Annotated in this window: 21 protein-coding genes and 1 other RNA gene; 12 read left to right on the forward strand and 10 right to left on the reverse strand. The window is 63.1% G+C overall.

Annotation, left to right across the window (positions count from 1 at the left end; all coding sequences use genetic code 11):
- Positions 1-21: 21 nt before the first annotated feature.
- Entirely contained in the window at positions 22-1,785 is a 1,764-nt protein-coding gene (locus tag ABXS05_RS05615) for an acetolactate synthase 3 large subunit (RefSeq protein WP_311941560.1), read from the reverse strand.
- 326 nt (positions 1,786-2,111) lie between these two features.
- On the opposite strand from ABXS05_RS05615, the gene ABXS05_RS05620 reads away from it, so the two are divergent.
- Positions 2,112-3,182 (forward strand): DUF1963 domain-containing protein, encoded by a 1,071-nt coding sequence (locus tag ABXS05_RS05620; protein WP_367623202.1) that lies wholly within the window; start codon positions 2,112-2,114, stop codon positions 3,180-3,182.
- 124 nt (positions 3,183-3,306) lie between these two features.
- On the opposite strand, the gene ABXS05_RS05625 is transcribed toward ABXS05_RS05620, so the two are convergent.
- The 4 genes from ABXS05_RS05625 to serB all read right to left on the reverse strand — a co-directional run bounded on the left by ABXS05_RS05625 (position 3,307) and on the right by serB (position 6,410).
- Positions 3,307-3,816: a dihydrofolate reductase gene (locus tag ABXS05_RS05625; RefSeq protein WP_367623203.1), complete on the reverse strand. Its 510-nt coding sequence runs from the start codon at positions 3,814-3,816 to the stop codon at positions 3,307-3,309.
- 10 nt (positions 3,817-3,826) lie between these two features.
- The gene (locus ABXS05_RS05630) at positions 3,827-4,780 is read right to left on the reverse strand and encodes a thymidylate synthase (protein ID WP_367623204.1); all 954 of its coding nucleotides are present in this window, start codon (positions 4,778-4,780) and stop codon (positions 3,827-3,829) included.
- 139 nt (positions 4,781-4,919) lie between these two features.
- Complete coding sequence (locus ABXS05_RS05635) at positions 4,920-5,465, reverse strand: DUF4256 domain-containing protein (protein ID WP_367623205.1); 546 nt, start codon at positions 5,463-5,465, stop codon at positions 4,920-4,922.
- A 54-nt stretch (positions 5,466-5,519) separates the two neighbouring features.
- Entirely contained in the window at positions 5,520-6,410 is an 891-nt protein-coding gene (gene serB / locus ABXS05_RS05640; protein WP_367623206.1) for a phosphoserine phosphatase SerB, read from the reverse strand.
- Between the two features lie 17 nt (positions 6,411-6,427).
- On the opposite strand from serB, the gene miaA reads away from it, so the two are divergent.
- From miaA to ABXS05_RS05670, 6 genes are all read left to right on the forward strand, one after another.
- Positions 6,428-7,360 (forward strand): tRNA (adenosine(37)-N6)-dimethylallyltransferase MiaA, encoded by a 933-nt coding sequence (gene miaA, locus ABXS05_RS05645; protein WP_367623207.1) that lies wholly within the window; start codon positions 6,428-6,430, stop codon positions 7,358-7,360.
- Between the two features lie 271 nt (positions 7,361-7,631).
- Complete coding sequence (gene hflK, locus ABXS05_RS05650; RefSeq protein WP_367623208.1) at positions 7,632-8,762, forward strand: FtsH protease activity modulator HflK; 1,131 nt, start codon at positions 7,632-7,634, stop codon at positions 8,760-8,762.
- On the forward strand, positions 8,759-9,676 hold the full coding sequence (gene hflC / locus ABXS05_RS05655; protein ID WP_311941583.1) for a protease modulator HflC: 918 nt from the start codon (positions 8,759-8,761) through the stop codon (positions 9,674-9,676). Before hflK ends, hflC begins: the two co-directional genes overlap by 4 nt.
- A 280-nt stretch (positions 9,677-9,956) precedes the next feature.
- Positions 9,957-10,160 (forward strand): DUF2065 domain-containing protein, encoded by a 204-nt coding sequence (locus tag ABXS05_RS05660; RefSeq protein ID WP_105862061.1) that lies wholly within the window; start codon positions 9,957-9,959, stop codon positions 10,158-10,160.
- A gap of 189 nt (positions 10,161-10,349) precedes the next feature.
- Complete coding sequence (locus ABXS05_RS05665; RefSeq protein ID WP_311941587.1) at positions 10,350-11,855, forward strand: Do family serine endopeptidase; 1,506 nt, start codon at positions 10,350-10,352, stop codon at positions 11,853-11,855.
- Positions 11,856-11,993: 138 nt separating this feature from the next.
- The gene (locus ABXS05_RS05670; RefSeq protein WP_367623209.1) at positions 11,994-12,806 is read left to right on the forward strand and encodes an aminoglycoside phosphotransferase family protein; all 813 of its coding nucleotides are present in this window, start codon (positions 11,994-11,996) and stop codon (positions 12,804-12,806) included.
- Between the two features lie 56 nt (positions 12,807-12,862).
- Here ABXS05_RS05670 and ABXS05_RS05675 read toward each other — a convergent pair whose 3' ends face one another.
- Together ABXS05_RS05675 and ssrA are read right to left on the reverse strand one after the other, a co-directional pair.
- Positions 12,863-13,477: an SspB family protein gene (locus ABXS05_RS05675; protein WP_367623210.1), complete on the reverse strand. Its 615-nt coding sequence runs from the start codon at positions 13,475-13,477 to the stop codon at positions 12,863-12,865.
- Between the two features lie 104 nt (positions 13,478-13,581).
- Positions 13,582-13,932, reverse strand: a transfer-messenger RNA (tmRNA) gene (gene ssrA / locus ABXS05_RS05680).
- 195 nt (positions 13,933-14,127) lie between these two features.
- Between ssrA and fumC the strand changes: the two genes are divergently transcribed.
- From fumC to ABXS05_RS05695, 3 genes are all read left to right on the forward strand, one after another.
- Positions 14,128-15,537 carry a class II fumarate hydratase gene (gene fumC, locus ABXS05_RS05685; RefSeq protein ID WP_367623211.1) on the forward strand — a complete coding sequence of 470 codons (1,410 nt, stop codon included), beginning with the start codon at positions 14,128-14,130 and terminating at the stop codon, positions 15,535-15,537.
- Positions 15,538-15,649: 112 nt separating this feature from the next.
- Positions 15,650-15,838, forward strand: coding sequence for a DUF4169 family protein (locus tag ABXS05_RS05690; RefSeq protein ID WP_311941598.1), 189 nt, complete (start codon positions 15,650-15,652; stop codon positions 15,836-15,838).
- A gap of 9 nt (positions 15,839-15,847) precedes the next feature.
- Entirely contained in the window at positions 15,848-16,063 is a 216-nt protein-coding gene (locus ABXS05_RS05695) for a ribbon-helix-helix domain-containing protein (protein ID WP_068282176.1), read from the forward strand.
- A 307-nt stretch (positions 16,064-16,370) separates the two neighbouring features.
- Here ABXS05_RS05695 and ABXS05_RS05700 read toward each other — a convergent pair whose 3' ends face one another.
- Positions 16,371-20,036, reverse strand: a complete 3,666-nt coding sequence (locus tag ABXS05_RS05700; protein ID WP_367623212.1) for an AsmA family protein — start codon at positions 20,034-20,036, stop codon at positions 16,371-16,373.
- Positions 20,037-20,765: 729 nt separating this feature from the next.
- On the opposite strand from ABXS05_RS05700, the gene ABXS05_RS05705 reads away from it, so the two are divergent.
- Positions 20,766-20,927, forward strand: coding sequence for a hypothetical protein (locus ABXS05_RS05705; protein WP_156771335.1), 162 nt, complete (start codon positions 20,766-20,768; stop codon positions 20,925-20,927).
- 222 nt (positions 20,928-21,149) lie between these two features.
- Here ABXS05_RS05705 and ABXS05_RS05710 read toward each other — a convergent pair whose 3' ends face one another.
- The gene (locus tag ABXS05_RS05710) at positions 21,150-22,562 is read right to left on the reverse strand and encodes an FAD-binding oxidoreductase (protein WP_311941608.1); all 1,413 of its coding nucleotides are present in this window, start codon (positions 22,560-22,562) and stop codon (positions 21,150-21,152) included.
- A gap of 209 nt (positions 22,563-22,771) precedes the next feature.
- Between ABXS05_RS05710 and ABXS05_RS05715 the strand changes: the two genes are divergently transcribed.
- Entirely contained in the window at positions 22,772-23,290 is a 519-nt protein-coding gene (locus ABXS05_RS05715) for a thioesterase family protein (RefSeq protein WP_311941611.1), read from the forward strand.
- Here ABXS05_RS05715 and ABXS05_RS05720 read toward each other — a convergent pair.
- Complete coding sequence (locus ABXS05_RS05720) at positions 23,277-24,089, reverse strand: DUF817 domain-containing protein (protein ID WP_311941613.1); 813 nt, start codon at positions 24,087-24,089, stop codon at positions 23,277-23,279. The genes ABXS05_RS05715 and ABXS05_RS05720 overlap by 14 nt on opposite strands.
- Positions 24,090-24,293: the final 204 nt, after the last annotated feature.

The raw sequence follows: 24,293 nt of genomic DNA on the forward strand, positions 1-24,293 counted from the left end.
CCGGCGGTCCCAGGAAAATCATCACACCAGTTGCTTGCCCTTGGCGTCGATCACGCTGCCGATGTCGATGGCCGCGTCGCCCAGGATCATCTCGTTATGTGCCTTGCCCGACGGAATCATCGGGAAGCAGTTCTCCGACTTGTCGACATGGCAGTCGAAGATGACCGGATGCGGCGTGTCGATCATTTCCTTGATCGCAGCGTCGAGATCGCCCGGCTTGGTGCAGCGGATGCCGACCCCGCCATAGGCTTCCGCCAGCTTGACGAAATCGGGCAAGGCCGCCGAATAGCTTTCCGAATAGCGTCCGCCATGCAGGAGTTCCTGCCACTGGCGCACCATGCCCATATATTCGTTGTTGAGGATGAAGATCTTCACCGGCAGGCGATACTGCACCGCCGTCGACATCTCCTGCAGCATCATCTGGATCGAGGCCTCGCCGGCGATGTCGATCACCAGTGCATCCGGATGGGCGAGCTGCACGCCGATCGCGGCCGGGAAGCCGTAGCCCATGGTGCCGAGGCCCCCCGAGGTCATCCAGCGGTTGGGATCCTGGAAATGGAAATGCTGGGCCGCCCACATCTGATGTTGGCCGACCTCGGTGGTGATGTAGACGTCGCGATCCTTGGTGAGCTGGTAGAGGCGCTCGATGGCATATTGCGGCTTGATCGTCTCGTCCGAACCGCGATAGGCCAGCGACTTGCGGCCGCGCCAGGCGGCGATCTCATCCCACCAGCTTGCCAAGGCCGCCTTGTCGACCGTCGGCTTCAATTCGCGCCAGGCCGCCAGCATCTGCTCCAGCACATGGGCGCTGTCGCCGACAATGCCGATATCGACCTTGACGTTCTTGTTGATCGAGGAGGGATCGATATCCACGTGGATCTTGCGGCTGTGCGGTGAGAACGCATCGATGCGCCCGGTGATACGGTCATCGAAGCGGGCACCGATATTGATCAACACGTCGCAATCATGCATGGCCAGATTGGCTTCGTAGGTGCCGTGCATCCCCAGCATGCCGAGCCATTGCGGATCCGCCGCCGGGAAGGCGCCCAGGCCCATCAGGGTCGAGGTCACCGGGTAGCCGGTGAGCTTGGCGAATTCGCGCAGCAGCGCCGTGGCCCGCGGGCCGGCATTGACCACGCCGCCGCCGGTATAGAACACCGGCTTCTTGGCGCCGGCGATCAAGGCCACCGCTGCCTTGATCTTGTCCTGGTCGCCTTCCAGGCGCGGGCGATAGGTCTTGTGGATGTTGTCGGTCGGCTTGAAATATTCACCCACCTTGAACTGCACGTCCTTGGGGATGTCGATCAACACCGGGCCGGGACGGCCGCTTGCGGCGATCAGGAAAGCCTCATGCAGGATGCGCGGCAGGTCCTCGATGCGCTTCACCAGGTAATTGTGCTTGGTGCAATGGCGCGTGATGCCGATGGTGTCGGCCTCCTGGAAGGCGTCCGAACCGATCAGATGGGTCGGCACCTGGCCGGTGATGCACACCAGCGGGATCGAATCCATCAGGGCGTCGGTCAGGCCGGTCACGGCATTGGTGGCGCCGGGGCCGGAGGTCACCAGCACGCAGCCCACCTTGCCGGTGGAACGCGCATAACCCTCGGCGGCATGGACGGCGGCCTGCTCGTGCCGGACGAGAATGTGACGAAGCTGTTCCTGCTGGAAGATTGCGTCATAAATCGGCAGGACCGCACCGCCGGGATAGCCGAACAAGGTGTCCACACCCTGGTCGATCATGGCTTGCACCACCATTTCCGCGCCGGTCATTTGCTTCGTCGACATCGCCTTTTTCCTTGGCTTTTTCGAGCTTCGAATATCGTTCGCTTGTGTTTCGGGCAATAAAAAAGGCCCTCGAGGGGCCCATGTGCGTCATCGTAGGAGATTCGGGCTAACCCCGCTCCACCGACAACGCCAAACCTACGATAAGGATGTTGCGCAAGATCGCGCTCCCAATTTTCGAAAGTTACGGGGTTGTAAGGGTTGGCATTCGGGCGGTCAAGCGCTGATTTGCAGAAATTGGCAATTGTTGCGCAACATCTGGCAAAGCTAGTCTTTCATTGCCGTCCTCCGCCTCGCCCGCAGCGGCAAGCCCCGATCAAGAGAGAAACATGATGTTCGACAGCCCCGAGGATGCAAGGCTGGCCTTGCAGGCCTATTTCGACACGCCGCGCATTGAGATGCTGGTCGAGGCGCTGGTGCCGACCCTGGTCTTTGAGGTGGCGCCCGGCAAACGGATCGTGGTCGGCGACACCAAATTCGGTGGCCGGCCGGACCTGCCCGCAGGCTCGGCCTGGCCTCGTCCGCCGGCACCCGCCGATCCGGAGGCGATCGCCAGCCAAGGCAATGCGGAAGCTGGCGCAGAAATGCGGCGGCATCTGGCGCAAGGCCTGCCCTACACCTTCATCGCCCAGATCGATCTCGCGGAGGCCGCCAGCCTCGGCAATGCCGCCTCTCCCCTTCCCCCGGACGGGCGCCTGCTGTTCTTCTACGATCTTGCCGTCGGACCATGGGAGACCGGCAAGCGGCCGGCCAAGGTGATCTGGGATCGGGCACCGCGGAACAAGCTCGCCACGCTGGCCATGCCCGAAGACCTGGCGCGGGCGGCTGAGAAGGCGCGCCGCGACGCCGCTGAAAACCGGGCCAAGTACAAACTGCCTGAACCATCGCAGGCGGAAGGCAGCAACTATGAAGCCCCCGAACGCGGCATGACCCTGCGTGCCAGTCTGAGCCTGCCCGATCCCAGTGCCATCGAGATGGAGGCATCGGCCAAACTCAATGCCGCCTATTCGGCGGCCGAAGGAACGCAAAGCGGCAAGAACGGACAGAGCTTCGAGGAGGCCTATGGCGAGGCGCTCACCGCCGGCGGCAAGCTCAAGCCGGCAGGACGCTGGCACCGGCAGCAACTCCTGGGCAGCCCGCAGCCGGAACAGGACGATCCCCGCTACGATGCCGTCATTGTCTCGCAATTCGGCAAGCAGCATTTGTCGTCGGACGAATGGAAGAAGGAACGCTCCGCCGTCATGGCGGCAGCCCATGATTGGGTACTGCTGTTCCAGCTCGACCTCGCCGATTGGAGCGCCGGCGCCTGGGGCGAAGGCACCGTCTACTTCCTGACGCGCCGAAAAGATCTCGAACAGCGCCGTTTCGATGAGGTGGTCGCCGTCTACCAGCAGACCTAGGATTCACCCGTCCATGAACGAAACGAGCTAGCTCGACCTTTGTCATCGCCGGGCATGACAGGGGTAGAGCGTCAGTTATTTCCGGCCATAGACCCCAACTCAAGTTGGCGGTGACGTCGCAGACTCAGATGCGCTCCCACGCCACCACCTCGAAACCGGCATCGTCGCCCTCGCCGCGCGGGTGGGGCGTGCGCGATACCTCGCGCCATTCTCCGGCCGGCAGTGCGGGGAAGACGGCGTCACCCTGCGCCTCCAGGTCGAGTTCGGTGAGCAGCAGGCGGCTGGCCCGTGGCAGGGCCTGGGCGTAGATGGCGGCTCCGCCCGCGATGACGACTTCGTCGGCCTTCATCTCGGTCGCGACCTGCTGTCCGCGCCTGAGAGCCGCCTCCAGACTATCAACCACGTCCACTCCCTCGGGCTGAAACGAGGGGTCGCGCGTCACCACGATGGTACGCCGCCCCGGCAAGGGGCGTCCGATCGACTGATAGGTCTTGCGACCCATGATCAGGGGCTTGCCCATGGTGGCGGCCCGGAACTGCTTGAGATCCGAGCGCATATGCCACGGCAGCCCGTTGTCGACGCCGATGACACGGTTGCGGGCCATCGCGGCGACCATGATGACGGGAACGCTCATGGCTTGCCGTTCACACCGCGATCGGCGCGGAGATCGCCGGATGGGCTTCGTAGCCTTCCACGATGAAATCCTCGAATCTGTAGTCGAGGATCGAGGCAGGCTTGCGGGCAAAGCGCAGCGTGGGCCAGGGCTTGGGCGTGCGGCTCAACTGCTCACGCACGAGATCGCCATGGTTCTGGTAGACATGCACGTCGCCGCCGAACCAGACGAACTCGCCGGGCTCGAGGTCGCATTGCTGGGCCAGCATGCGGATCAGCAGCGAAGCGGTGACGAGGTTATAGGGCACACCGAGGCCGACATCGCAGGAACGCTGGTGCAACAGACCGGAGAGCTTCCCGTCGGCGACGAAATATTGATAGGTGGTGTGGCAGGGTGGCAGCGCCATCCCGTCGAGCTCGGCCACGTTCCAGCCGGTGAAGATCAGCCGTCGCGAGGTCGGATTGTGCTTGATGTCGTGCACCAGCCGCGCGATCTGGTCGATCCCTTTCGGGTCCCGGCGATAGAGCCCCTCCTCGCCTTCGACATCGGTCGGCACGAAGAGCGGCCAATGGCGCCACTGCGCACCATAGACCGGGCCAAGGTCGCCCCAGCGCTCGGCGAAGGCCTCGTCGGCCACGATCCGCGCCTCGAAATCCTCCTGGCTGATCGCCTCGCCGGTTGCATTGCGATATTTGGCGAGCGGCCAATCGGTCCAGATCGTCACCTTGTTCTGCAGCAGCGGCCGGATATTGGTGCCGCCGTCGAGGAACCACAGCAACTCGCGCACGATCGTCTTCCAGGACACCCGCTTGGTGGTGAGCAGGGGAAGCGTGCCGTCGGACAGGTCGATACGCAGGCTCTGCCCGAACAGAGCGCGCGTGCCGACGCCGGTGCGGTCGACCCGCGGCGTGCCCTCGCGCCAGACGCGGTCGAGGAGGTCGAGGTAACCCTGTTCGGGATGCGGCTTATGGGTGCGGTCGAGCATGGCCTGATCTTAGCCGCGGCATGCGATTCCGCGACTCCCAAAAAAGATTGTGCACCAGTCTTTGAAAGACTAGCGCGGATTTCCTGCCAAACCATGACCGAGCTGTCGCTCCGGCCACGATATCCGGCCACTCGCAGGGTTAAACCTTCAAGCGCCCTCGAAATCCCCTTACGGCATAATAGGAGGATGCGCCGTTGTGGTAGGTGAAGACATGGTCGTAGCGGCGATCGCAAAACAGCGCTCCGCCTCTCTTCCTGATTTCGGTCGGCGTCTTCACCCAGCTCGAGGTTTTCAAGTCGAACTCCCCAAGCTCCTGCAAGGCGCGATATTGTTCTTCCGTGAGGAGATCGACGCCGATGGCGGCGGCCAGGTCGACTGCACTGCCCTCCGGCTTGTGCTCCTTACGCTCGTCGAGCGCCTGGCGGTCATAGCAGAGGCTCCTGCGGCCCTTGGGTGTTTCCGCCGCACAATCGCAGAAGACATAGTCACCGGTTGCCGGATCCTCGCCGATCACATCCGGTTCGCCACCCGTCCGCTCCATTTCGCCGAGGGAGCGCAATTTCTCGGGATTGGCCTCCAGGCGCGCCTGCACCTTGGCCCATTCGAAGCCCTTGTGGCGCTTCATATTGGCATCGAAGCGAGCCTTCAGCACATCCAACAAGTACTGGCTACCGTTCTTGCTCATCTGGCGCTCCCGCTTCCCGTCGATAGGTGTGGTCTCGTCCTTGGTGCCCGATATCTAGTGTGCGAAATCCTCGCCGTGATATCCCTGCGCATAAAGCAGCGCCGTCAGGTCGCCATGTTCCACCCGCATGCGGGCTGCCGCGGCGACCGCGGGCTTGGCGCGATAGGCCACGCCGAGGCCGGCTTCGCCCAGCATGGCGAGATCGTTGGCGCCATCGCCCACTGCCATCGTATCGGAGGCTGCCAGGCCCCTCGCCTGCCTCAGGCGCTCGAGATTGGCGCGCTTGGCCTCCTTGCCGAGAATCGGCTCGGCGACCTCGCCAGTGAGGTAACCATCCCTGACCACCAGGAGATTGGAGTGATGCTCATCGAAGCCGACCATCGCGCCGATCTTGGCGGTAAACAAGGTGAAGCCGCCCGAGACGAGCGCCGTATGAGCCCCGTTCGCCCGCATGGTGCGCACCAGTTCCGGCCCGCCCGAGGTCAGTGTCAGGCGGTCGCGGATGACCTCGTCGGCGATGCTCTCGGGCAATCCCTTCAGCAGGGCCACGCGTTCGCGCAGAGCCGGTTCGAAGGCGATCTCGCCGCGCATGGCACGCTCGGTGATCTCGGCCACCATCGCCTTGGCACCGACGAAATCGGCCAACTCGTCGATGCATTCCTGGCCGATCATGGTGGAGTCCATGTCGGCGAGGAAAAGATGCTTGCGCCGCCCCTCGGCTTCCTGCACCACCAGATCGACGGTAGTCCCCGCGAGAGCCTCGCGCAGACGAGCCTCGATCTCGACGATCGGCGCATCGGCTGCACAGGCGATGTCGATGGCCACGCCGGGAGCCAGAACGCTGGGCTTCCCCGGTGCAGCCAGCGCCTCGACCGCGCGCGACAAAGCGGCCGCGTCGACGGCGGGACGGTCCGGATGGGAGATCAGCGTGGCGACAAGGGACATGAGGACAGGTATCCGGAGTGACAGCCATTCAATATGACGCCGTGCTTCTCGCAGGTCCGACGGCGAGCGGCAAGTCGGCTTTGGCCCTGGCTCTCGCCGAGCGCTTCACCGGCACCATCATCAACGCCGATTCCATGCAGGTCTACCGCGATCTTGCCGTGCTCAGTGCTCGCCCGGATGCCAGCGAGACGGCGCGCGCACCTCATTTGCTCTATGGCCACGTCGATGGCGCCGTCAATTATTCGGTGGGACGCTGGCGCGCGGACGCGGCAGCCGCGCTGGATGACGTCCGCCGGCAGCAACGCCTGCCCATCGTGATCGGCGGTACCGGCCTCTATTTCAAGGCGCTGGAGCGGGGGCTGGCCGAAATGCCCTCCGTTCCCGATAGCGTGCGCGACACCGTACGCGCCAAGGCCGAGGGCCTGGAGACGCAGGCTTTGCATGGCTGGCTGAGCCAGAAGGATCCTGCCATGGCGAATCGCCTGCGGCCCAGTGATCGCCAGCGCCTGATCCGCGCTCTCGAAATCTTCGAAGCAACCGGCCGCTCCCTGTCGGAATGGCAGAGCGAACCCCATTCGCCCCCCCTGCTCGATGCCGGCAAATGCCTGCGCCTCTTTCTCAGCCCGCAGCGCGCCGAGCTCTATGCCAGGATCGATCACCGCTTCGACCTGATGGTCGGGCAAGGCGCGATCGAGGAGGTTCGCGCGCTCTCCCGGCGCGGCCTCGATCCGGCCCTGCCCGTGATGCGGGCCCATGGCGTGCCCGGGCTCTGCCGCTACCTCGCCGGGGAAATCGGGCTCGGGGATGCCATAGCCGGTGCCAAGGCTGACACCCGCCATTATGCGAAACGCCAATTCACCTGGTTCCGCCACCAGATGCCGGGCTGGCGCTTCGTCGAGCCTGCTCAAGCACTTGCGGTTGCTTCTGACGAGCTGATGAACGAAATTTAACACGTGCCCGTCGCGATGTTCGCCAACTGCAGCCGGGCACCGGGTTTACATAGGAATTTCAAGGGGCTGCATAGGAGTTTCTGCAGCTTCGCCATGTGGAGACAGCTTCGTTCGAACGCCGTTTCGTCGATTTAGAGGCTTGTTTTCAAACATGGTTTCGGATTGATCGGGGGGGTTGCATTCCTATATGCAGCTTCTCTCCGGCTTATTCCATTCTTTGGAATGGGCTTTCGTCCTGCTTTGGGCAGACGAACAATCAAAGGACCAAGACATGCCTTGGAGTAACCAGAGCGGCGGTGGTGGCCCCTGGGGTAGCGGCGGCGGCAACAGCGGGGGCGGACGTCCGGGGGGCGGTGGTCCCTGGGGTGGTGGTCCATCCGGCGGTTCTCAGCCCCCGGATCTCGAAGACTGGCTTCGCCGCAGCAAGGACGGCCTCAAAAATCTCCAGGGCGGCGGCGGCTTCACGCCGCGCAACATCGCGATCGGCGCGGTGGCGCTGATCGGCCTGTGGCTCCTCACCGGCTTCTATCGCGTGCAGCCCAATGAGGTCGGCCTCAATCTCGTCTTTGGCAAATATGTTTCGCTGAGCCCGCCGGGCCTGCGTTACAACGTGCCCTATCCGATCGGCACGGTCGAAAAGCCCACCGTGACCAACGTCGAGACCATCAATGTCGGCACGCGTGGCGACAGCGACAGCGCCAATGAAATGCTGACTGGCGACGAGAACATCGTCAATATCGGCTTCACGGTGCAGTGGCAGATCAATCCGGCCGCGCCCCAAGACTACGCCTTTAACCTGTCGAACCCGCGCGGCACGATCCGGGCCGTCGCCGAGAGCGCCATGCGTGAAGCCATCGGCCAGCGCAATATCACCCCGATCCTGACCGGCGATCGCCAGGCGATCGAGCAGCAGGTCCAGACCGAGATGCAGCGCGCCCTCGACAGCTACAAGGCCGGCGTGCTGGTTCGTCTGGTGCAGTTGCAGAATGTCGATCCGCCGCCCCAGGTGATCGATGCCTTCCGTGACGTCCAGGCAGCGCGCGCCGACCAGGAAAACACCATCAACCAGGCGCAGGTCTATGCCAACAAAGTGATCCCGGAAGCAGGCGGTGAAGCCGCTCGTATCACCCAGGCGGCCGAGGCCTATCGTGCGCGTACCGTTGCCGAAGCCACCGGTGAGGCGTCGCGCTTCAACGAAGTCTACAGCGCCTATCAGAAGGCTCCTGTGGTCACCCGCGAACGCATGTATCTGGAAGCCATGACCTCCATCCTCACCGATACGAACAAGGTGATCCTGGACTCGAAGACGCAAGGCCAGGGTGTGGTGCCCTATCTGCCGCTCGACCGTCTGCTCAAGCGACCGGCCGGCACGGCACAACCCCAGCAGGGAGCGGCACAATGAGATCCCCGCTCGGAACCATCGCCCTGATCGCGACCGGTGCCATCCTGGTCCTGGTCTATTTGTCGGCCTATACGGTGACGCCGCGCGACTACGCCCTGCCCCTGCGCTTCGGCGAACCGCAGCCGGCCAAGACCCAACCCGGTCTGTACTGGAAATGGCCGTTCATCGAGAATGTCGAGTACATCAACAAGCAGGTGCTGGACCTCGACAGCCTGCCGCAGGAAGTCATCGCCAGTGACCAGAAGCGCCTGAAGGTCGACGCCTTCGCCCGCTATCGCGTCTCCGATCCGCTGCGCTTCTTCCAGACCTCGCGGTCGGAGAAGGGTGCGGAACTGCAGCTTTCCTCGATCCTGTCCTCGGCGGTTCGCCGCGTTCTCGGCCAATCGACCTTCGCCGCCGTCGTACGTGACCAGCGTACCGCGCTGATGGAGAAGATCCGCGCCGAGGTGAATCGTGAAGCCGGCGGCCTCGGCATCGAGGTGGTCGACGTGCGTATCCGCGGCGCCGACCTGCCGCAGGCCAACTCCGAGGCCGTCTACAAGCGGATGCAGTCGCAGCGCCAGACCGAGGCTCAGCAGATTCGCTCGCAGGGCACGCAACAGGCTCAGATCATCCGCTCGGATGCCGACCGTCAGGTCGCCAAGATCCTCGGTGAGGCACGCGGTAAGGCGGCGGAGACGACCGGCCAGGCCGACTCGGCCCGCATCAAGATCCTGGCGGATGCCTACAACAAGGATCCGGAATTCTTCCAGTTCTACCTATCGATGCGGAACTATGTCGACGCGATGAAGCCCGACAACACGCAGGTCTTCATCAGCCCGGACTGGGATTATTTCCGTTATCTGCGTTCGCCGGCCGCCCCTACGGGAGCACCGGCCCCGGCAGCCTCTCCCCCGGCTCCTCCGGCGCAATAGGCTTGACGCCGGCCCTATATAAAGCTCCATTGCGCCGACCGCTTCATTGCGGCCGGCGTTTTTCTTAGGACCGCCGTGAACATTCTGACGGCTGCCCTTGCCAAAAGCGTCTTGCGATTTGACGGGTTCAACAAGAATCGCAAAAACGCTCTGGCCAATCGGTTGGATTGGCTGAAAACAAGGAGCTGGAGCGAACAAGCGTTCAGACATGAACGCGTTTTGCTCCAGGATCGCAAACCGTCGGAAGGTTCGGGTGCGGTTCACATAATGTGTGGGGCGGATGGATAGTTTCTCTTTCGGTGATTTCATCACTGCGCTCGGACTGGCCTTTGCGATCGAAGGGTTGTTCTTCCTGGCCTTTCCCGATCCGGTACGGCGCATGATGGTCTCGGTCGCCAACTCCCCCAATGCGCAGCTCCGCCTCGCCGGATTCATTTCCGCCATCATCGGTATCATCATAATCTGGGCCGTAAGGGGCATGTGACGTCGTGGGCTCGGTAGCCGGGCACCTTGGGGCCCGATGCACCGTCCCATCCTGTTGCGGGTGAAACTGACAAGCCCCAACTTTGCGTGAACTTGCGAGTACGTCACGCTCGCGCCGCATTCCGCACTTGAAATTCAATCCGACCGCGCCCCACATCAACACCGATGCGGGTGACCATCCGAGGACTTGATGCCGATTCAACTCAACACCCTGATGCGCCGCAGCGGCGCCGTTGCCATCGCCGCCCTCCTTGCCGCGAGCCCGGCCACGCTGGTAGCGCCGCCGGCCATGGCTGCGGCAGGTCCGCCTTCCGTCGCCGATCTCTCGGCCGAGCTGATCGATGCCGTCGTCAACATCTCGACGTCGCAGACGGTTGCCGCCGGCAGCAATGACGATGACGACGAGGATGCGCCCAAGCAGCCCATGCCCAAGCTGCCGCCCGGATCGCCTTTCGAAGAATTCTTCAACCAGTTCTTCAACAACAAGGACGGCAAGGGCCTGCAGCGACCGCGAAAAACCGAGGCGCTCGGCTCGGGCTTCGTCATCGACCCCAGCGGCATCATCGTCACCAACAACCACGTCATCGACGATGCCGACGACATCGAGGTCAATTTCAACGATGGTTCCAAGCTCAAGGCCAAGCTGCTCGGTCGCGACAAGAAAGTCGACGTCGCCGTGCTGAAGGTCGATCCGCCCAAGCCGCTGAAGGCCGTGAAGTTCGCTGATAGCGACAAGGTCCGCGTGGGCGATTGGGCGATGGCGATCGGCAACCCGTTCGGCCTGTCGAGCACGGTGACGCTGGGCATCATCTCGGCCCGCAACCGCGACATCAATTCGGGACCCTACGACAACTACCTGCAAACGGACGCTGCCATCAACAAGGGCAATTCCGGCGGGCCGCTGTTCGACATGGACGGCGGCGTCATCGGCATCAACACCGCCATCATCTCGCCGACGGGCGGCTCGATCGGCCTCGGCTTCTCCATGCCGTCGGCGACCGTGCAGCCGGTGATCGAGCAGCTCCGGCTCTATGGCGAGACGCGGCGCGGCTGGCTGGGCGTGCGGATCCAGGGCGTCAGCGACGACATCGCCGAGAGTCTCGGCATGCAGAAGGCCCAGGGCGCGCTGATCGCCGGCGTCGACGACAAGGGACCTGCCAAGCCGGCAGGCCTCGAACCGGGCGACGTGATCCTGAAATTCGACGGCCACGACATCAAGGAAATGCGGGACCTGCCCCGTCTCGTCGCCGACACGCCGGTGGACAAGAAGGTCGAGGTGGTGATCCTGCGCAAGGGCCAGACCCTGACCAAGACCGTGACCGTCGCCCGGCTCGATGAGAGCGACGGGGCGATCAAGGCATCCACCCGCGGCACCGAAACGCCCGAAAAGCCGAAGATCACCAAGGCGCTCGGCCTGGAAATGTCCGGCATCACCAAGGAGCTGCGCGACAAGTACAAGCTTGCCAACGACGCCAAGGGCGTGGTGGTCACCAAGGTGGACAATGGCTCCTCGGCCGAGGACAAGCAGGTCAAGGTCGGCGACGTCATCCTGCAGGTTGGCCAGCAGGCGGTCTCCAATCCCGAGGATGTGAGCAAGCGCATCGAGGAGTTGAAGAAGTCCGGCACCAAGCAGGCCCTGCTGCTGCTGTCGAACACCCAGGGTGAGCTGCGCTTCGTAGCGCTGGCGCTGAACTGAGCCGCTCGCGGACTTCTTGAGCGTTCAAGAGAGCAAAAAAACCCCCTTTCCGGCTCCGGCAAAGGGGGTTTTGCGAATCCGCATCGGGCGACCGTCATGGCCGGGCAGGAAAAGCGGGAGCATACCCTGTGAGACGGCATGGCGACGGCCACTGATTTCGCCCCCTATGTCCGACGATGGGCGCTGGTTCCCGACGGTGATCCGATCGTGACCCATTCGAGCCGCCTTCTGCCGGTTCTGCACGCTGGCGCGCCGGCCATGCTGAAGGTCGCCACTGAGGCGGAAGAACGCTGGGGTGCCGGCCTGATGATTTGGTGGGGCGGGCGTGGCGCTGCCCGTGTCCTTGCGCATGACGACCGGGCCATCCTGCTCGAGCGCGCCACCGGCCGCCATTCGCTGGTCCACATGGCCAAAAACGGAGCGGATGACGAGGCCAGCCGCATCATCTGCAAAGTCGTCGGTGCGTTGCATGAGGCGCGCGCGATGCCTCCGCTTGACTTGATCCCGCTCGAACAGCGGTTTCAGGCACTGGAGGCTGCACTCGAAGGGGAGATTTTTGCGCGATCTGCCGTCGCTGCCAGAGCGCTTCTCGCCAATCCGCGCGATGTCGTCACCCTTCATGGCGACATTCATCACGCCAACATTCTCGATTTCGGCGAGCGAGGCTGGCTTGCCATCGCCCCCAAACGCCTGAAGGGCGAGCGGGGTTTCGACTACGCCAATCTCTTCTGCAATCCGGACCATACGGTCGCCACCGCGCGGGGACGCCTTGCGCGGCAGGTCGAAGTGGTCGCTCGGGCTGCGCAGCTGGAGCGCGGCCGCCTGCTTCACTGGATCCTGGCTTGGGCAGGGCTTTCAGCGACCTGGCTGATCGAGGATGGCGAGGACGAGCATGTGGCGCCAACCCTCGAGGTCGCGAACATCGCTGTCGCGGAGATCGATAAGAGCTGACGTACCGCGCAGATCCGCGACGCGCGGCTCACCGGCAAAAATGCGGGAAAGCGCGCCTACTTCTTTTTGCGGAAATGATCGAGGCTGACGATCTTCTCGCTCTCGGCGGGCCGGTCGTCCTCACCGCCCTCATCCGCCGCCACCGGCTCTTCCACAGGCGGACTGGCTTTCTTGCGAGCGGGCTTGGCTGCCACCTCTTTGGCCCCGGCCTCCTTGGTCGGCGCACCCTTGCCGGCTTCGCCCTCGTCGCCACGCGGAACCGCACGGATCGCAGCCGGCGCCGACGTGGGCGCGGCCTCCTCTTCCGACTCGCCCTCGTCGACTTCGAACTTCACGCCGAAATCGACCGACGGATCAAAGAAGGCCGTCATGGCGGCGAACGGTACGATCAGCCGTTCGGGAGCATTGCCGAAGGACAATCCGACCTCGAAGCCGTAGTCGCTGACGGTAAGGTCCCAGAACTGATGCTGGAGAACGATGGTGATCTCCTCCGGAAACTTTTCCGCCAGGCGCGCCGGAATACTGACGCCGGGGAACTGGGTCTTGAAGGAGATGAAAAAATGATGGTCGCCAGGCAGTCCGACGCGCGCAGCATCGGCCAATACGCGGCGAACCATGCCGCGCAGCGCATCCTGAGTGAGAAGATCATAACGGATATGGTCAATACTCATCGCGCAATTTCTTACCAGGCCAGCTCTTATTAGGTCGGGCCCGCTGGCACGTGCATACGCCTCGCAGACCGCATCTCGGATGGCCTGCAGGCAGACCGGAATGAAGTGGAGGCTTCTGTTGCCAGGTGCCTCCGGACCCCGCCTGCCGGTGCTACCCGTCAGGACTTGATTTCGGTCTAGTTACCGCTTACGCGGCAACCGCAACCGGAGCATAGTTGTCGTTGGCAACTATAAAAAAGGCCCGATATCGGCGGAACCATGCCGAGCGAAAGCACACCCTTTACACCCTCGTCGATCCTGTTTCGCCCCCGCCGCAGCCCGCCCTGACGGGCTCTGGTGGAGGCGCCGGGTACTGCCCCCGGGTCCGATAGGTTTATTTCGATGACCATTTATCGCCATAGCCGGCGCGAGCCGGCAAACTGAATATAAGCTGCCTGTTCGGCAGAAAAAAGAGGCGATTGCGGTTTGACGGAGCTTTCCTCAGGCTTGGCATGCCTTATTTGAGGATGAGGGCATCTTGCCCTGCCTGTGTCATCCATGTCCGGCGCATAATGGCGGCCATGGCTGATCCACGGAAATGCCGAGTATGAGCTGCCATGCGAGCCCCGAATCCGGGCATGAACGCACAGGGCCAGTTGCAGGAGACCATCATGATCGAAGCCACCCCCGCCACCCGCCAGGAAAGCGACTCCTTCGGGCCGATCGACGTGCCGGCCGGACATTATTGGGGGGCCCAGACCCAGCGCTCGCTTGAGAATTTCCGTATCGGCGCCGAAAAGATGCCTCGCCCGCTGATTCACGCCCTCGGACTGATCAAGCTGGCGGCAGCTCGCGCCAACCGCGAGCTCGGTGTGCTTGACCCCGCTCTGGCGGACACCATCGAGCGCGCCGCCCGCGAAGTCGCCGACGGCAGGCTCGACGATGAATTTCCCCTGGTCGTCTGGCAAACCGGCTCGGGCACGCAGAGCAATATGAATGCCAATGAGGTGATCTCCAACCGCGCCATCGAGATGCTCGGCGGCGCCATGGGTTCCAAGAAGCCCGTTCATCCCAACGACCATGTCAATCGCGGCCAGTCTTCGAACGATACCTTCCCCACCGCCATGCACGTGGCTGCAGCCCGCGAGATCCACGATCGCCTGCTGCCGGCACTGCGCCATCTTGCCTCCGCCTTGGAGCACAAGGCCGAGGCCTTCAAGGACATCATCAAGATCGGGCGCACCCATTTGCAGGATGCCACCCCGCTCTCGCTCGGCCAGGAGTTCTCGGGCTATGTCACGCAGTTGCAGCAAGGCATCCGGCGGGTCGAGGCCGGCCTCGCCGAATTGATGCCGCTGGCGCAGGGCGGCACCGCGGTCGGCACAGGCCTCAACACCCGCGAGGGCTTTGCGGAGCGAATCGCAGCCGAGCTTGCCGTCCTGACCGGCCTGCCCTTCGTCACCGCGCCCAACAAGTTCGAAGCCCTCGCCACCCACGACGCCCTGGTGTCGGCCCATGGTGCGCTCAATACCCTGGCCGTCAGCCTGTTCAAGATCGCCAGCGACATCCGCCTGCTCGGTTCGGGGCCCAGGGCCGGGCTCGGCGAATTGATACTGCCCGAAAACGAGCCGGGCTCCTCCATCATGCCCGGCAAGGTCAACCCGACGCAGTGCGAGGCGATGACCATGGTCTGCACCCGGGTGTTCGGCAATCAGAGTACCGTCACCTTTGCCGGCAGCCAGGGACATCTGGAACTGAACGTATTCAAGCCGGTGATCGCCGACGCCGTGCTGCAATCGGTCCGGTTGCTTGCCGACGCAACCAACAGCTTTACCGATCACTGCGTCAGCGGCATCGAGGCCGACACGTCGCGAATCAGCGATCTCGTAGCGCGTTCCTTGATGCTGGTGACCGCGCTAACACCTGTCATAGGTTATGATAAGGCAGCTTATATTGCCAAGACGGCGCACCGTAACGGTACCACTCTACTTCAGGAAATATTGGCGGCAAAAATAATGGACGAAAGAGCTTTTGAAAGTGCGATGAGCCTTGCACGGATGATCACGCCAGATAAAGAATGACAGGAACGTTGTTTTCTAACCAACGCATATGTCTTACAAGATGCAACCCAATCGAGCCTCAAGTCGATATTGAAGTTGTTCACTTGAGAGAAAGTTCCTTTCCGGTAAGCTGATGGCTGAGATCGTGAATTTGAGGAGAGTACGCAAGGCTCGGGCAAGGGCCGAAGCCGGGCAGGAGGCCGCCCGGAAACGCTCGATCCATGGACTCTCGCGCATCGATAGGGAAAGGCTGCAGGCGGACAAGCAGGAGGCCGAAAGGCACCTCGACAGACACCGCCTGGAGCCCAATAATGTAGAGTGATGGGCTGCCATGAAAAGCAAAGTCGTTAAACGTTCGATCGTCATTGCCGGCCACAAGACGAGCGTATCCCTCGAGGACGCCTTTTGGGAAACGTTGAAGGAACTGGCCGCCAAGCGCGATCTCACGCTCTCGGACGTCGTTGCCGAGATCGATGCCACGCGCGCCCAAGGAAATCTGTCTTCCGCAATCCGGCTCTTCGTCCTGGAGAATGTACGCCGAGGATGAGGCGCGAGATGATTTGACACGGGCGGCAATCATATTCGCCCGATTGCTTGAAAAGCATGCACAGCTACCAAGACCGGCTTGGCTCCTGTCCGCTGTTTGTCGTCGAGTTATAAGGACTGCCTTTACGGCAACGGCCATTTTTCCCTTCAAGCGAGCAGACACGGCCTCCTTCGGACTCAGTCCTGCCACCATGGTTGGTCCAGCCGGCTCATTTCGCGGCCCAGAATTGCCGGCGTTATAATACCACTCGCGATCTTGAACATTCATTTCAACCAAGAGAGCGGGAAGCCAGGCTTCCAGCCTCGTCTCAGGGACCAACGGGCGGGGACTCGATGGGTGCCTGCGGCAAGGCCGGCCCGGCATTCGGCAGAAGCGGGGCCGGCACCACCGTGGTATGCCCGGGTGTCACCGGCGAGACAGGCAGGTTTTCGAGCGCAGGCAGTTTCACCGGCGGCACGCCGGGAAGGCCGGACGACGGCGCGAGCGGCACGCCCGCCCCGCCGGTTGCCGGCGCGACCGGCCCCAATTGCAGCGGCGGCAGTGCCTTCCGACGGGCATCCTCGATTGCCTTCTGCATCTTCAGGGCTTCGGCGCGTCGGGCATCTTCCTGCGCCTTCTCCTCGATCCGCCGCTGGGCCTCCAGCGCCTCGAGCTTGCGGGCTTGCTGCTCGACGCCGCGGATGCTGAGCCAGGCGACAAGGCTCGACACGTCGACCTGCTTTTGCGGGGCGTCGATAGTGCCGCGCAATTGCACCGGAATTGTCGGGGCCGGGCCGCCAAAACCATCGGCAGGGTTGGTAGGCGAGAGGGCGATATCCGCCTTCACCGTCAGGTCCGACAGATCCAGCAGGCCGGAAAGGGCAACGCTGCCCTGGGCCGAGGTCGCCCTCGTCGAGGAGAGGCGAAGGACGCCGCCCGCGAGGGAGAGATTGCCATTGATCGCGCCGGTCTGCAGCGGCGCCTCGTCGAGACTGCGTTCGAAGGCTTCCCGGACGTGACTGGCATCGCCGGAAAGCCCGCCATCCACCGCCGCCACCGTTTGGTCGAAGGCCTTTTCCGAAAGCCCGGCCAGCGATGCCTCGGCGAGTTCGGCAGTTCCGCCACCGGTGAGGGAGGACATCAAGGCATCGGGCGAACGGCCATTGCCCTGGAATTCCATCCCCATGGCCAACTCGCCCGAGAGCTGATGTCCTTGCAGCGCCACCCTGCGCAGCGAGAAACGCCCGCTCGCCGCGGTATCGAGGGCGGCATGCGAAAGCTGGAGGGCACCGCTGACGTCGCCACCGGCGAGTTTCGCCGCAAAATCGTCCACGGCGACCTTGCTGGCGCCGAAATTCAGCACCGCACGCGCATCGTCGAGCTCCGGCAAGCGCCGCGACAGGCGCAACGTCTTGGCCGAGATGGCGAGCCGACCGGCCAGGGCATCGAAGGTTCCCGGGCCGAAGGTCTCATCGGAAAAGGCATTGCCATTGGTGTTTCCGGCGCTCAGATCCGCTCCTGAGAACAGCGAGCCGAGCAATTGACCGTCGGCCTTGAGAAAATTCAGCCGCCCGTCGAGGCGTGCCGGCCTGCCGGCACTGACGGTGAGCGCACCACTGACCGGCATGCCGAGCACCGTCCCCGTCAGGTCGTCGAAGACGTAGCGTCCTGCCCTGGCACGAAAGCCGGAATCCAGCGTGGCGCCCTGAGACGGGACCACGCCCGGAAGCGGCAGACCCAGGAGCTGGGCGGGCACCAGCGCATCGTCGGTGCTGGCCGTCAAACGTCCGTCAAAGGCTGGTGCCTCGAATGAGCCGGTCATCTTGCCGGTACCGGAAAGCTGCAGCCCCGCTCCACCGAAACTGCCGTTCCAACGCATCGCGCCATTGAGCGGGCCCGACAAAGCCATTTCCAGCGAGGCGCGCCCGGGCACGGAACCCGCCCTGTAATCGAACCCGGCCTGGCGCATCAGCGTGGCCACGTCGAGGCTGTCGGCCTTCACCCTGATATCGGCACTCTCCCCTGTCCCCTTGCCTGCGAATTGCGTGTCGAGTTGCAGGACGCTGCCACCGAACTTGCCGTCGACCGAGTAACGCCGCGCCGCGCCGAAGGCGACGGAAAGGCTGGCATTGGCCGGCGAGAGCGCTGCCGCGCGGGCCGCAAAGGCGTCGACCCAGAAAGCCGGCAGCGTGCTGCGCTTGAGCGCTGTCGCCAGCCCTGAAAGGTCCTTGCCGTTCAGCACGATGCGGATTTCGCCCTGGGGCTCGGCGCCGATATTGTCGATACGGCCATTGGCCGTGAGATTGGCACCGCCGAGGTCGCTGACGACCACGTCCTCCAAGGCGATCAGCTTGCCGCCGGCCTTGATATGCCCGCTGACCGACTTGGCCTCGATTCCGGACAGGGCCAAAGCCTCGGCCTTCAAGCGGACATCGGCTTCACTGAACAGATCGCTGCTGCCAGGCAGAAGAGCGGCCACCGATGGCAGCACGTCGAGATCGATGCGTTGCGCGGCGAGATTGGCTTCGACCCGTCCGGCGGAACGTCCCTGCGCCAGGCGTTTCCAGGCCAGCCTGCCCCTGACCGCGGCATCGTCGATGGCAAGGGTCAGCTGCGAAAAATCGACCTTGTCGGCGTCGGCTTCGAGAGCAGCCTTCAGGGACAATTTGCGGGCAGCATCCGGCCGTCCCAGGACGGGTTGGCCCTGCAGCCAGCCGATCAGGCCGGTGGCCCGATCCGATTTGAGGTCGAGATTGCCCTTGAAACCGCCGCCTTCGTCATTGACGTCACCGGCCAGCAAGAGATGGCTGTTGCCCGGCAGGTCCGCCTCGAGGCGATCAACCTGCAGTTTCCCGTCGGCCACCCGGATGCTCGCCCGGGCATTCTGGGTCAACTCGCCGCCCAGCATGAGGCCGTCGGCGGCCAGATCGATCTGAGCGTTGGTGGCCGCACCCGCCAGCACGGGCACGACCCTGGCAAGCCTGGCCAGCACTGCAGCCGGTGGTTGGCGCTTGTCTGGGCCGATACCGACGAAACGATCGAGCTCGAGCTGCTTGCCGACGAGGTTCGCCTCCAGCACCGGCGTGGTGCCGAAAGCCAGGTTCACGCTTCCGGCGAGCTTGAGGGCACGCTCGTCCGGCCCCAGTTGGATCGCCACCTTGTCGGAGACCACCCCTGCCGGCGTCGCCGTCACCGGCCCCGACATGCTCCAGGCCTGTTGCTCGCTGGCTCCCTGATCATCGGCGCTTCCCTCCCCCGCTGCCTTCGCGGCGAAAGTTGGACGCAGCAGCGTTGCCGCGCCCACGAATGTCGGCTTCCCCCCTTGAAGCTTGACCTGGCCGTCGAGATCGAGCGTTACCGGCTTGTCCGCCGGCACCGCCGTGACACGCAGATTGAGGCTGCCCTTCTCGGCGACGCCCGTGGCGATCTTCACCGTGTGCGGCACCCCGGCGATCTTGATCCCGCCCTCGGCCTTGTAGGGACCGAGCACCGAGCCGGATTCACCGACCAGATTGATGCCGGTGAGACTGATGTCCTGTCCGTCGACCTTGTTCACATAATGAAGCGAGCCACCGCTGACCTCGAAGCTCTCGACCGCCGCCCCGAGAGACACCGGATATTTCGAGAGAGGGGCGATCGTGCCCTCGTCATCGGCCGTCACCGACAAGGCCGGATCACGTACCACGACATTGGAAAGATCGACGTCGCCACGCAACAGGCCGCCGAGACTGACGTCTCCGTCGATGCGGGCAACGTTCAACCTGGTGGTGCCATAGGGGTCGCCGATGCTGACATCGGACAAGGAGAGCCAAGGCTGAGGCAAGAGGCGCGCCTCGATCGGGCCGCGAATGATGACGGGCGTGCCGAAATGCTGCGTGAGGCGGTCACCAATGTCCTCGCGCCAAGCGTTCCAGTCGACGTAGAGGGGCGCGGTGAACACGGCCGCAAACGCCACGATCAACAAAAAACCGATAACGGTGAGCGCCTCGCGCACGCCGCACGTCCTTTCCAAAGCCTTTTGCGATCCATTCCTGTCGTCACGAATCGCAAAAACGCGTCCAAACAAAGCATTGGAGCAAAATGCGTTCTGTCGGAACGCGCTTTGCTCCCGAGCCGGAAAACCTTCCATTCCGACCAATGGCGGCGTGGTGAATCCGGTTTCGAAGCTCCTCCCCTACCAGCTCCGACCATACGCGAAAACCAAGGCGAGACGAAACCGGGAACAGGGAGAAACTGTGGTCCCGGGTCACCGCACAAGGCAGCGAACGGGTAGCCTTTGAGGCCGAAATCGCGCGCAAAAATCTCAGTATGAACAGATTCGGCGGCAATTGTCTTACGAACGACCCTGCATATTCACATTTTCACCAATTCTTTAGATTTCATTAAGACCCGTACAAAATTTGTGCTATGACATCCTCCGCCGGGATAAATGCTAAAGCATGAGCCGGCTGTGCTGTGCCTGGATGCTCCACACAAAAGAATGAGCGGCGGGCAAAAAGGGCGGTCGAATTCCTGGCCGTTCGTCACAACAGCGTCGCGTCAATAGAGGAACGGTATCTCTCGCTTTCAGTGAGGTGGGTACACAATGTTACGCTTGATCAGCTCCGTCGGAGTCGTATTGGCGTTAGGTGTCTTCGGCGCAGGCTTTTATACGGTTGGGACTAGCACGGGGCAGTCTCCGTTGGCCCGTAGCGAGCCGACAAGCCGTGTAGCAGCCGCAAACATGCTGGTATTTCTTTCGGTGGACAAGCAGACACAACAGGCTGGCTATCTCGATGGTCGGCCCGTCCCTTCCGGTTTGACGATGCCGATCATCGTCCGTGTCAAACCCAAGGACGCTACTGAAGGAAAGGCCGCTGGTCAGCCGGTGGTGGTGACGCCATAGGAGAGGACAGGTTCCACGGCTGGGAGGGACCGGGCCGGAATTGTCCTTGAACAACCAGAGCTGGGCCTGGCCGCAGGCAAGGCTCGACAGGCATCCGGGACGGGTGCCCAAGATGAATGAAGACGACAGGCGGATGTTTCCAGGGGAAGCATCCGCCTGTCGCTTTTTGCAGTGGCCCGGAAAGCCGCTACGTCGAACGGGGATCCGCCTCGGCTTGCCCGCTCAATCGGGAAAGATCTTGCCTGGATTCATGATGCCTGCCGGATCGAGGGCCTGCTTGATCGCCCGCATCGCCGCCAGGGCCGGAGCCCCATGTTCGGCTTTGAGATATTTGCGCTTGCCCTGCCCCACGCCATGCTCGCCGGTGCAGGTGCCTTCCATGGCCAGCGCCCGCTCCACCAGCCGTTCTAGAAAGCCCTCGCAGGCGGCAACCTCGTGGGGATCGCTCATGTCGATCATCGGCTGCACATGGAAATTGCCGTCGCCGACATGGCCGACGATCGGGGCGATCAGGCCGGTGGCATCGATATCCCGGCGTGTTTCGGCGACGCATTCGGCCAGACGCGACAGCGGCACGCAAACATCGGTGGCGACGATCTCGGCCCCCTGCCACATGGACTTGACCGCCCAATAGGCATTGTGGCGCGCCGCCCATAGCCTGGTGCGCTCCTCGGGCTTGGTGGCCCAGGTGAAGGGACCGCCGCCGAATTCGGCGGCGATTTCGCCGAAGCGTTCGGCCTGCTCGGCCACGCCGGCATCGCTGCCGTGAAATTCCAGGAACAGCATCGGGGTCTCCGGCAGGCCGAGACCGGAATAGGCATTGGCTGCCTTCACCATCAACGTGTCGAGCAATTCGATGCGCGCCACGGCAAGCCCGGACTGGATGGTGGCGATCACCGCATCGCAGGCGGCCTTCTCGCTGCCGAAGGGGCAGATACCCGCACTGATGGCCTCGGGAATGCCGTGCAGGCGCAGGGTCACTTCGGTGATGAGGCCGAGCGTTCCCTCCGAACCGACGAGCAAGCGGGTGAGATCATAGCCGGCCGAGCTCTTCTTGGCACGGCTCGCCGTCGAGATGATCTCGCCATTGGCCAGCACCGCCCGCAGCGAAAGGACGTTGTCCTTCATGGTGCCGTAGCGCACGGCATTGGTGCCCGAAGCGCGCGTCGCCGCCATGCCCCCCAGCGACGCGTCTGCGCCGGGATCGATGGGGAAGAACAATCCCTGGTCGCGCAGATAGTCGTTGAGCTGCTTGCGCGTGACCCCCGGCTGCACCACGGCATCGAGGTCCTCGGCATGCACGGCCACGATGGCGTTCATGCGGCTGGTGTCGACGGAAATGCCGCCTTCCGGCGCATTGACATGCCCCTCCAGGCCAGTCCCGGTGCCATAGGGAATGATGGGCACGCCATGGAGGGCGCACAGCCGGACGATGTCGGCCACTTCGCTCTCATTGTCCGGAAAGACCACGGCATCCGGCGCCTGGGCGGGCAGCCAGGTCAGCGTGCTCGCATGCTGATCGCGCAGGGCCTGGCCTGCAGAAAAGCGCGGACCGAATTGCCCGGCAAGGGCATCGCGGACGGCGGACAGATCTTCGGGCTGGTAGCGCCGGGAATTTGCGCCGGGATTGACCATAATATGTTACTTTGTCTTGAGGTATGAGCCATTTGGCATACACTGACTTGAAAGGCCTGCGCCAGAGGGTATCGCGATCGTGATCGATCGGCCCCCGTTCGGTGCGGACAGTTCTGAAACGAACTGAATATCCGAGCCTGCCCAACAGGTTCGGATATTCAGTTTGAAGTGGGTGAGAGGGCAGAAGACTTTGTGGCGTGGGGGCGGAGATGTTTGACACCAGCAAATTGCCGGCATTGTTCTTCGCGCCGTTCGTATCCTCGCAGATGCGCATCGAACCGCATTGGATCGACTATAACGGCCATCTGAACATGGCCTATTATCACGTGCTGTTCGACAACGCCCTTGGCGAGGCGCTGTCGCTCGTCGGTCTGGGCGAGGATTACATCCGCGAGCGCGGCATGTCGTTCTTCACAGGCGAAGTGCATGTCATCTACAAGCGTGAACTTCACCTCGACGATCCCGTGCGGGTGCGCCTGCAACTGGTCGGCTATGACGAAAAGCGCCTGCACATCTATGAGGAACTCTGCCACGCCACCGAAGGCTGGGTGTCGGCGACCTGTGAGCTGATTTCCCTCAACATCGACATGGCGACCCGGCGGGTGGCCCCGTTCCCCTGCGACATCATCGACAATCTTGCCGAGATGCGCACCTCGCACGGCTATCTGCCCACCCCCGAAATCGTCGGCCGCGCCATACGCACCCCGGCGCCACTCAGCCGACAATAGGCGCCGGTCGGCGGGAAGCACGTTTCAGCAACACCGGCCGGTGCACCAGCGACACCAGCACGAAGCTGACGATCATCAACAGATACCAGGCGCCGAGTTTGCCGAGCGAAACCAGGGCGAAGCCGTGACGCTGGTTGGGGTAGATCCAGACCTGGCCGAAACTGCCGATGTTCTCGGCGATCCAGATGAAGAAGGCGACCAGGAAGAAGCCGAGCAGCAGCGGCATGGAGCGTGGCTCCCGGTCGACCGTGAAGTAGATCCGCGTGCGCCAGAACAGGATGGCAATGGCTGCGAACAGGCCGAGGCGAATATCCGGCAGGAAATGGTGGGTGAAGAAATTCACATAGATCAGTGCTGCCAGCAGGATCGTCCAGCGCATGCGGGGATAGGAACTGTAGCGGAAGTCGAACAGGCGGGCCGCGCGGGCGATGTAGCTGCCGACGGCTGAATACATGAAGCCCGAGAACAGGGGCACTTCGCCGATCCTGAGCAGGCTCGGCTCGGGATAGACCCAGGAACCGGCCTGGGTCTTGTAGATCTCCATGATGGTACCGACGACATGGAAGACCGCGATCACGGCGGCCTCTTCCCAGGTCTCGAGCTTGAGCGCGAGCAGCAGGCCTTGGATGCCCAGCGCTGCAAAGCAGAGGAAGTCGTAGCGGCCGAGCCAGGCCCCCTCCGGATAGTAGAAGCGCGTTGCCAGGATCAGAGCGAGGAAGGAACCGCCGAACAGGCAGGCCCAGGCCTGCTTGAGGCCGAACAACCAGAATTCGCGAAGGAAGAGCCTGAACATTGCCATGCCCGATCCTCGCAAGCGCATTTGCAGCCTCGATGCAGGCGCATTGGTCCCACCGTGAAATCCCGGTGCAGGATCGGTCGACACTACGCAAGAACTCGGCATGAAGCGGGCGCCGCCTTTTCGAGCAAAGCGCCCAAAGAAGTATCAGTAACGTCCTGAAATATAGCCAATATTCTTGGTACGAAAATAACTTGCCCAAGAGCG

Source organism: Labrys neptuniae (assembly GCF_040797145.1).
GTDB lineage: Bacteria > Pseudomonadota > Alphaproteobacteria > Rhizobiales > Labraceae > Labrys > Labrys neptuniae.

Coding starts and splice junctions, on each gene's coding strand:
- ABXS05_RS05615 (WP_311941560.1), bottom strand. CDS start 1,785: ATGTCGACGAAGCAAATGACCGGCGCGGAAATGGTGGTGCAAGCCATG.
- ABXS05_RS05620 (WP_367623202.1), top strand. CDS start 2,112: ATGATGTTCGACAGCCCCGAGGATGCAAGGCTGGCCTTGCAGGCCTAT.
- ABXS05_RS05625 (WP_367623203.1), bottom strand. CDS start 3,816: ATGAGCGTTCCCGTCATCATGGTCGCCGCGATGGCCCGCAACCGTGTC.
- ABXS05_RS05630 (WP_367623204.1), bottom strand. CDS start 4,780: ATGCTCGACCGCACCCATAAGCCGCATCCCGAACAGGGTTACCTCGAC.
- ABXS05_RS05635 (WP_367623205.1), bottom strand. CDS start 5,465: ATGAGCAAGAACGGTAGCCAGTACTTGTTGGATGTGCTGAAGGCTCGC.
- serB (WP_367623206.1), bottom strand. CDS start 6,410: ATGTCCCTTGTCGCCACGCTGATCTCCCATCCGGACCGTCCCGCCGTC.
- hflK (WP_367623208.1), top strand. CDS start 7,632: ATGCCTTGGAGTAACCAGAGCGGCGGTGGTGGCCCCTGGGGTAGCGGC.
- hflC (WP_311941583.1), top strand. CDS start 8,759: ATGAGATCCCCGCTCGGAACCATCGCCCTGATCGCGACCGGTGCCATC.
- ABXS05_RS05660 (WP_105862061.1), top strand. CDS start 9,957: ATGGATAGTTTCTCTTTCGGTGATTTCATCACTGCGCTCGGACTGGCC.
- ABXS05_RS05665 (WP_311941587.1), top strand. CDS start 10,350: ATGCCGATTCAACTCAACACCCTGATGCGCCGCAGCGGCGCCGTTGCC.
- ABXS05_RS05670 (WP_367623209.1), top strand. CDS start 11,994: ATGGCGACGGCCACTGATTTCGCCCCCTATGTCCGACGATGGGCGCTG.
- ABXS05_RS05675 (WP_367623210.1), bottom strand. CDS start 13,477: ATGAGTATTGACCATATCCGTTATGATCTTCTCACTCAGGATGCGCTG.
- fumC (WP_367623211.1), top strand. CDS start 14,128: ATGATCGAAGCCACCCCCGCCACCCGCCAGGAAAGCGACTCCTTCGGG.
- ABXS05_RS05690 (WP_311941598.1), top strand. CDS start 15,650: ATGGCTGAGATCGTGAATTTGAGGAGAGTACGCAAGGCTCGGGCAAGG.
- ABXS05_RS05695 (WP_068282176.1), top strand. CDS start 15,848: ATGAAAAGCAAAGTCGTTAAACGTTCGATCGTCATTGCCGGCCACAAG.
- ABXS05_RS05705 (WP_156771335.1), top strand. CDS start 20,766: ATGCTGGTATTTCTTTCGGTGGACAAGCAGACACAACAGGCTGGCTAT.
- ABXS05_RS05710 (WP_311941608.1), bottom strand. CDS start 22,562: ATGGTCAATCCCGGCGCAAATTCCCGGCGCTACCAGCCCGAAGATCTG.
- ABXS05_RS05715 (WP_311941611.1), top strand. CDS start 22,772: ATGTTTGACACCAGCAAATTGCCGGCATTGTTCTTCGCGCCGTTCGTA.
- ABXS05_RS05720 (WP_311941613.1), bottom strand. CDS start 24,089: ATGGCAATGTTCAGGCTCTTCCTTCGCGAATTCTGGTTGTTCGGCCTC.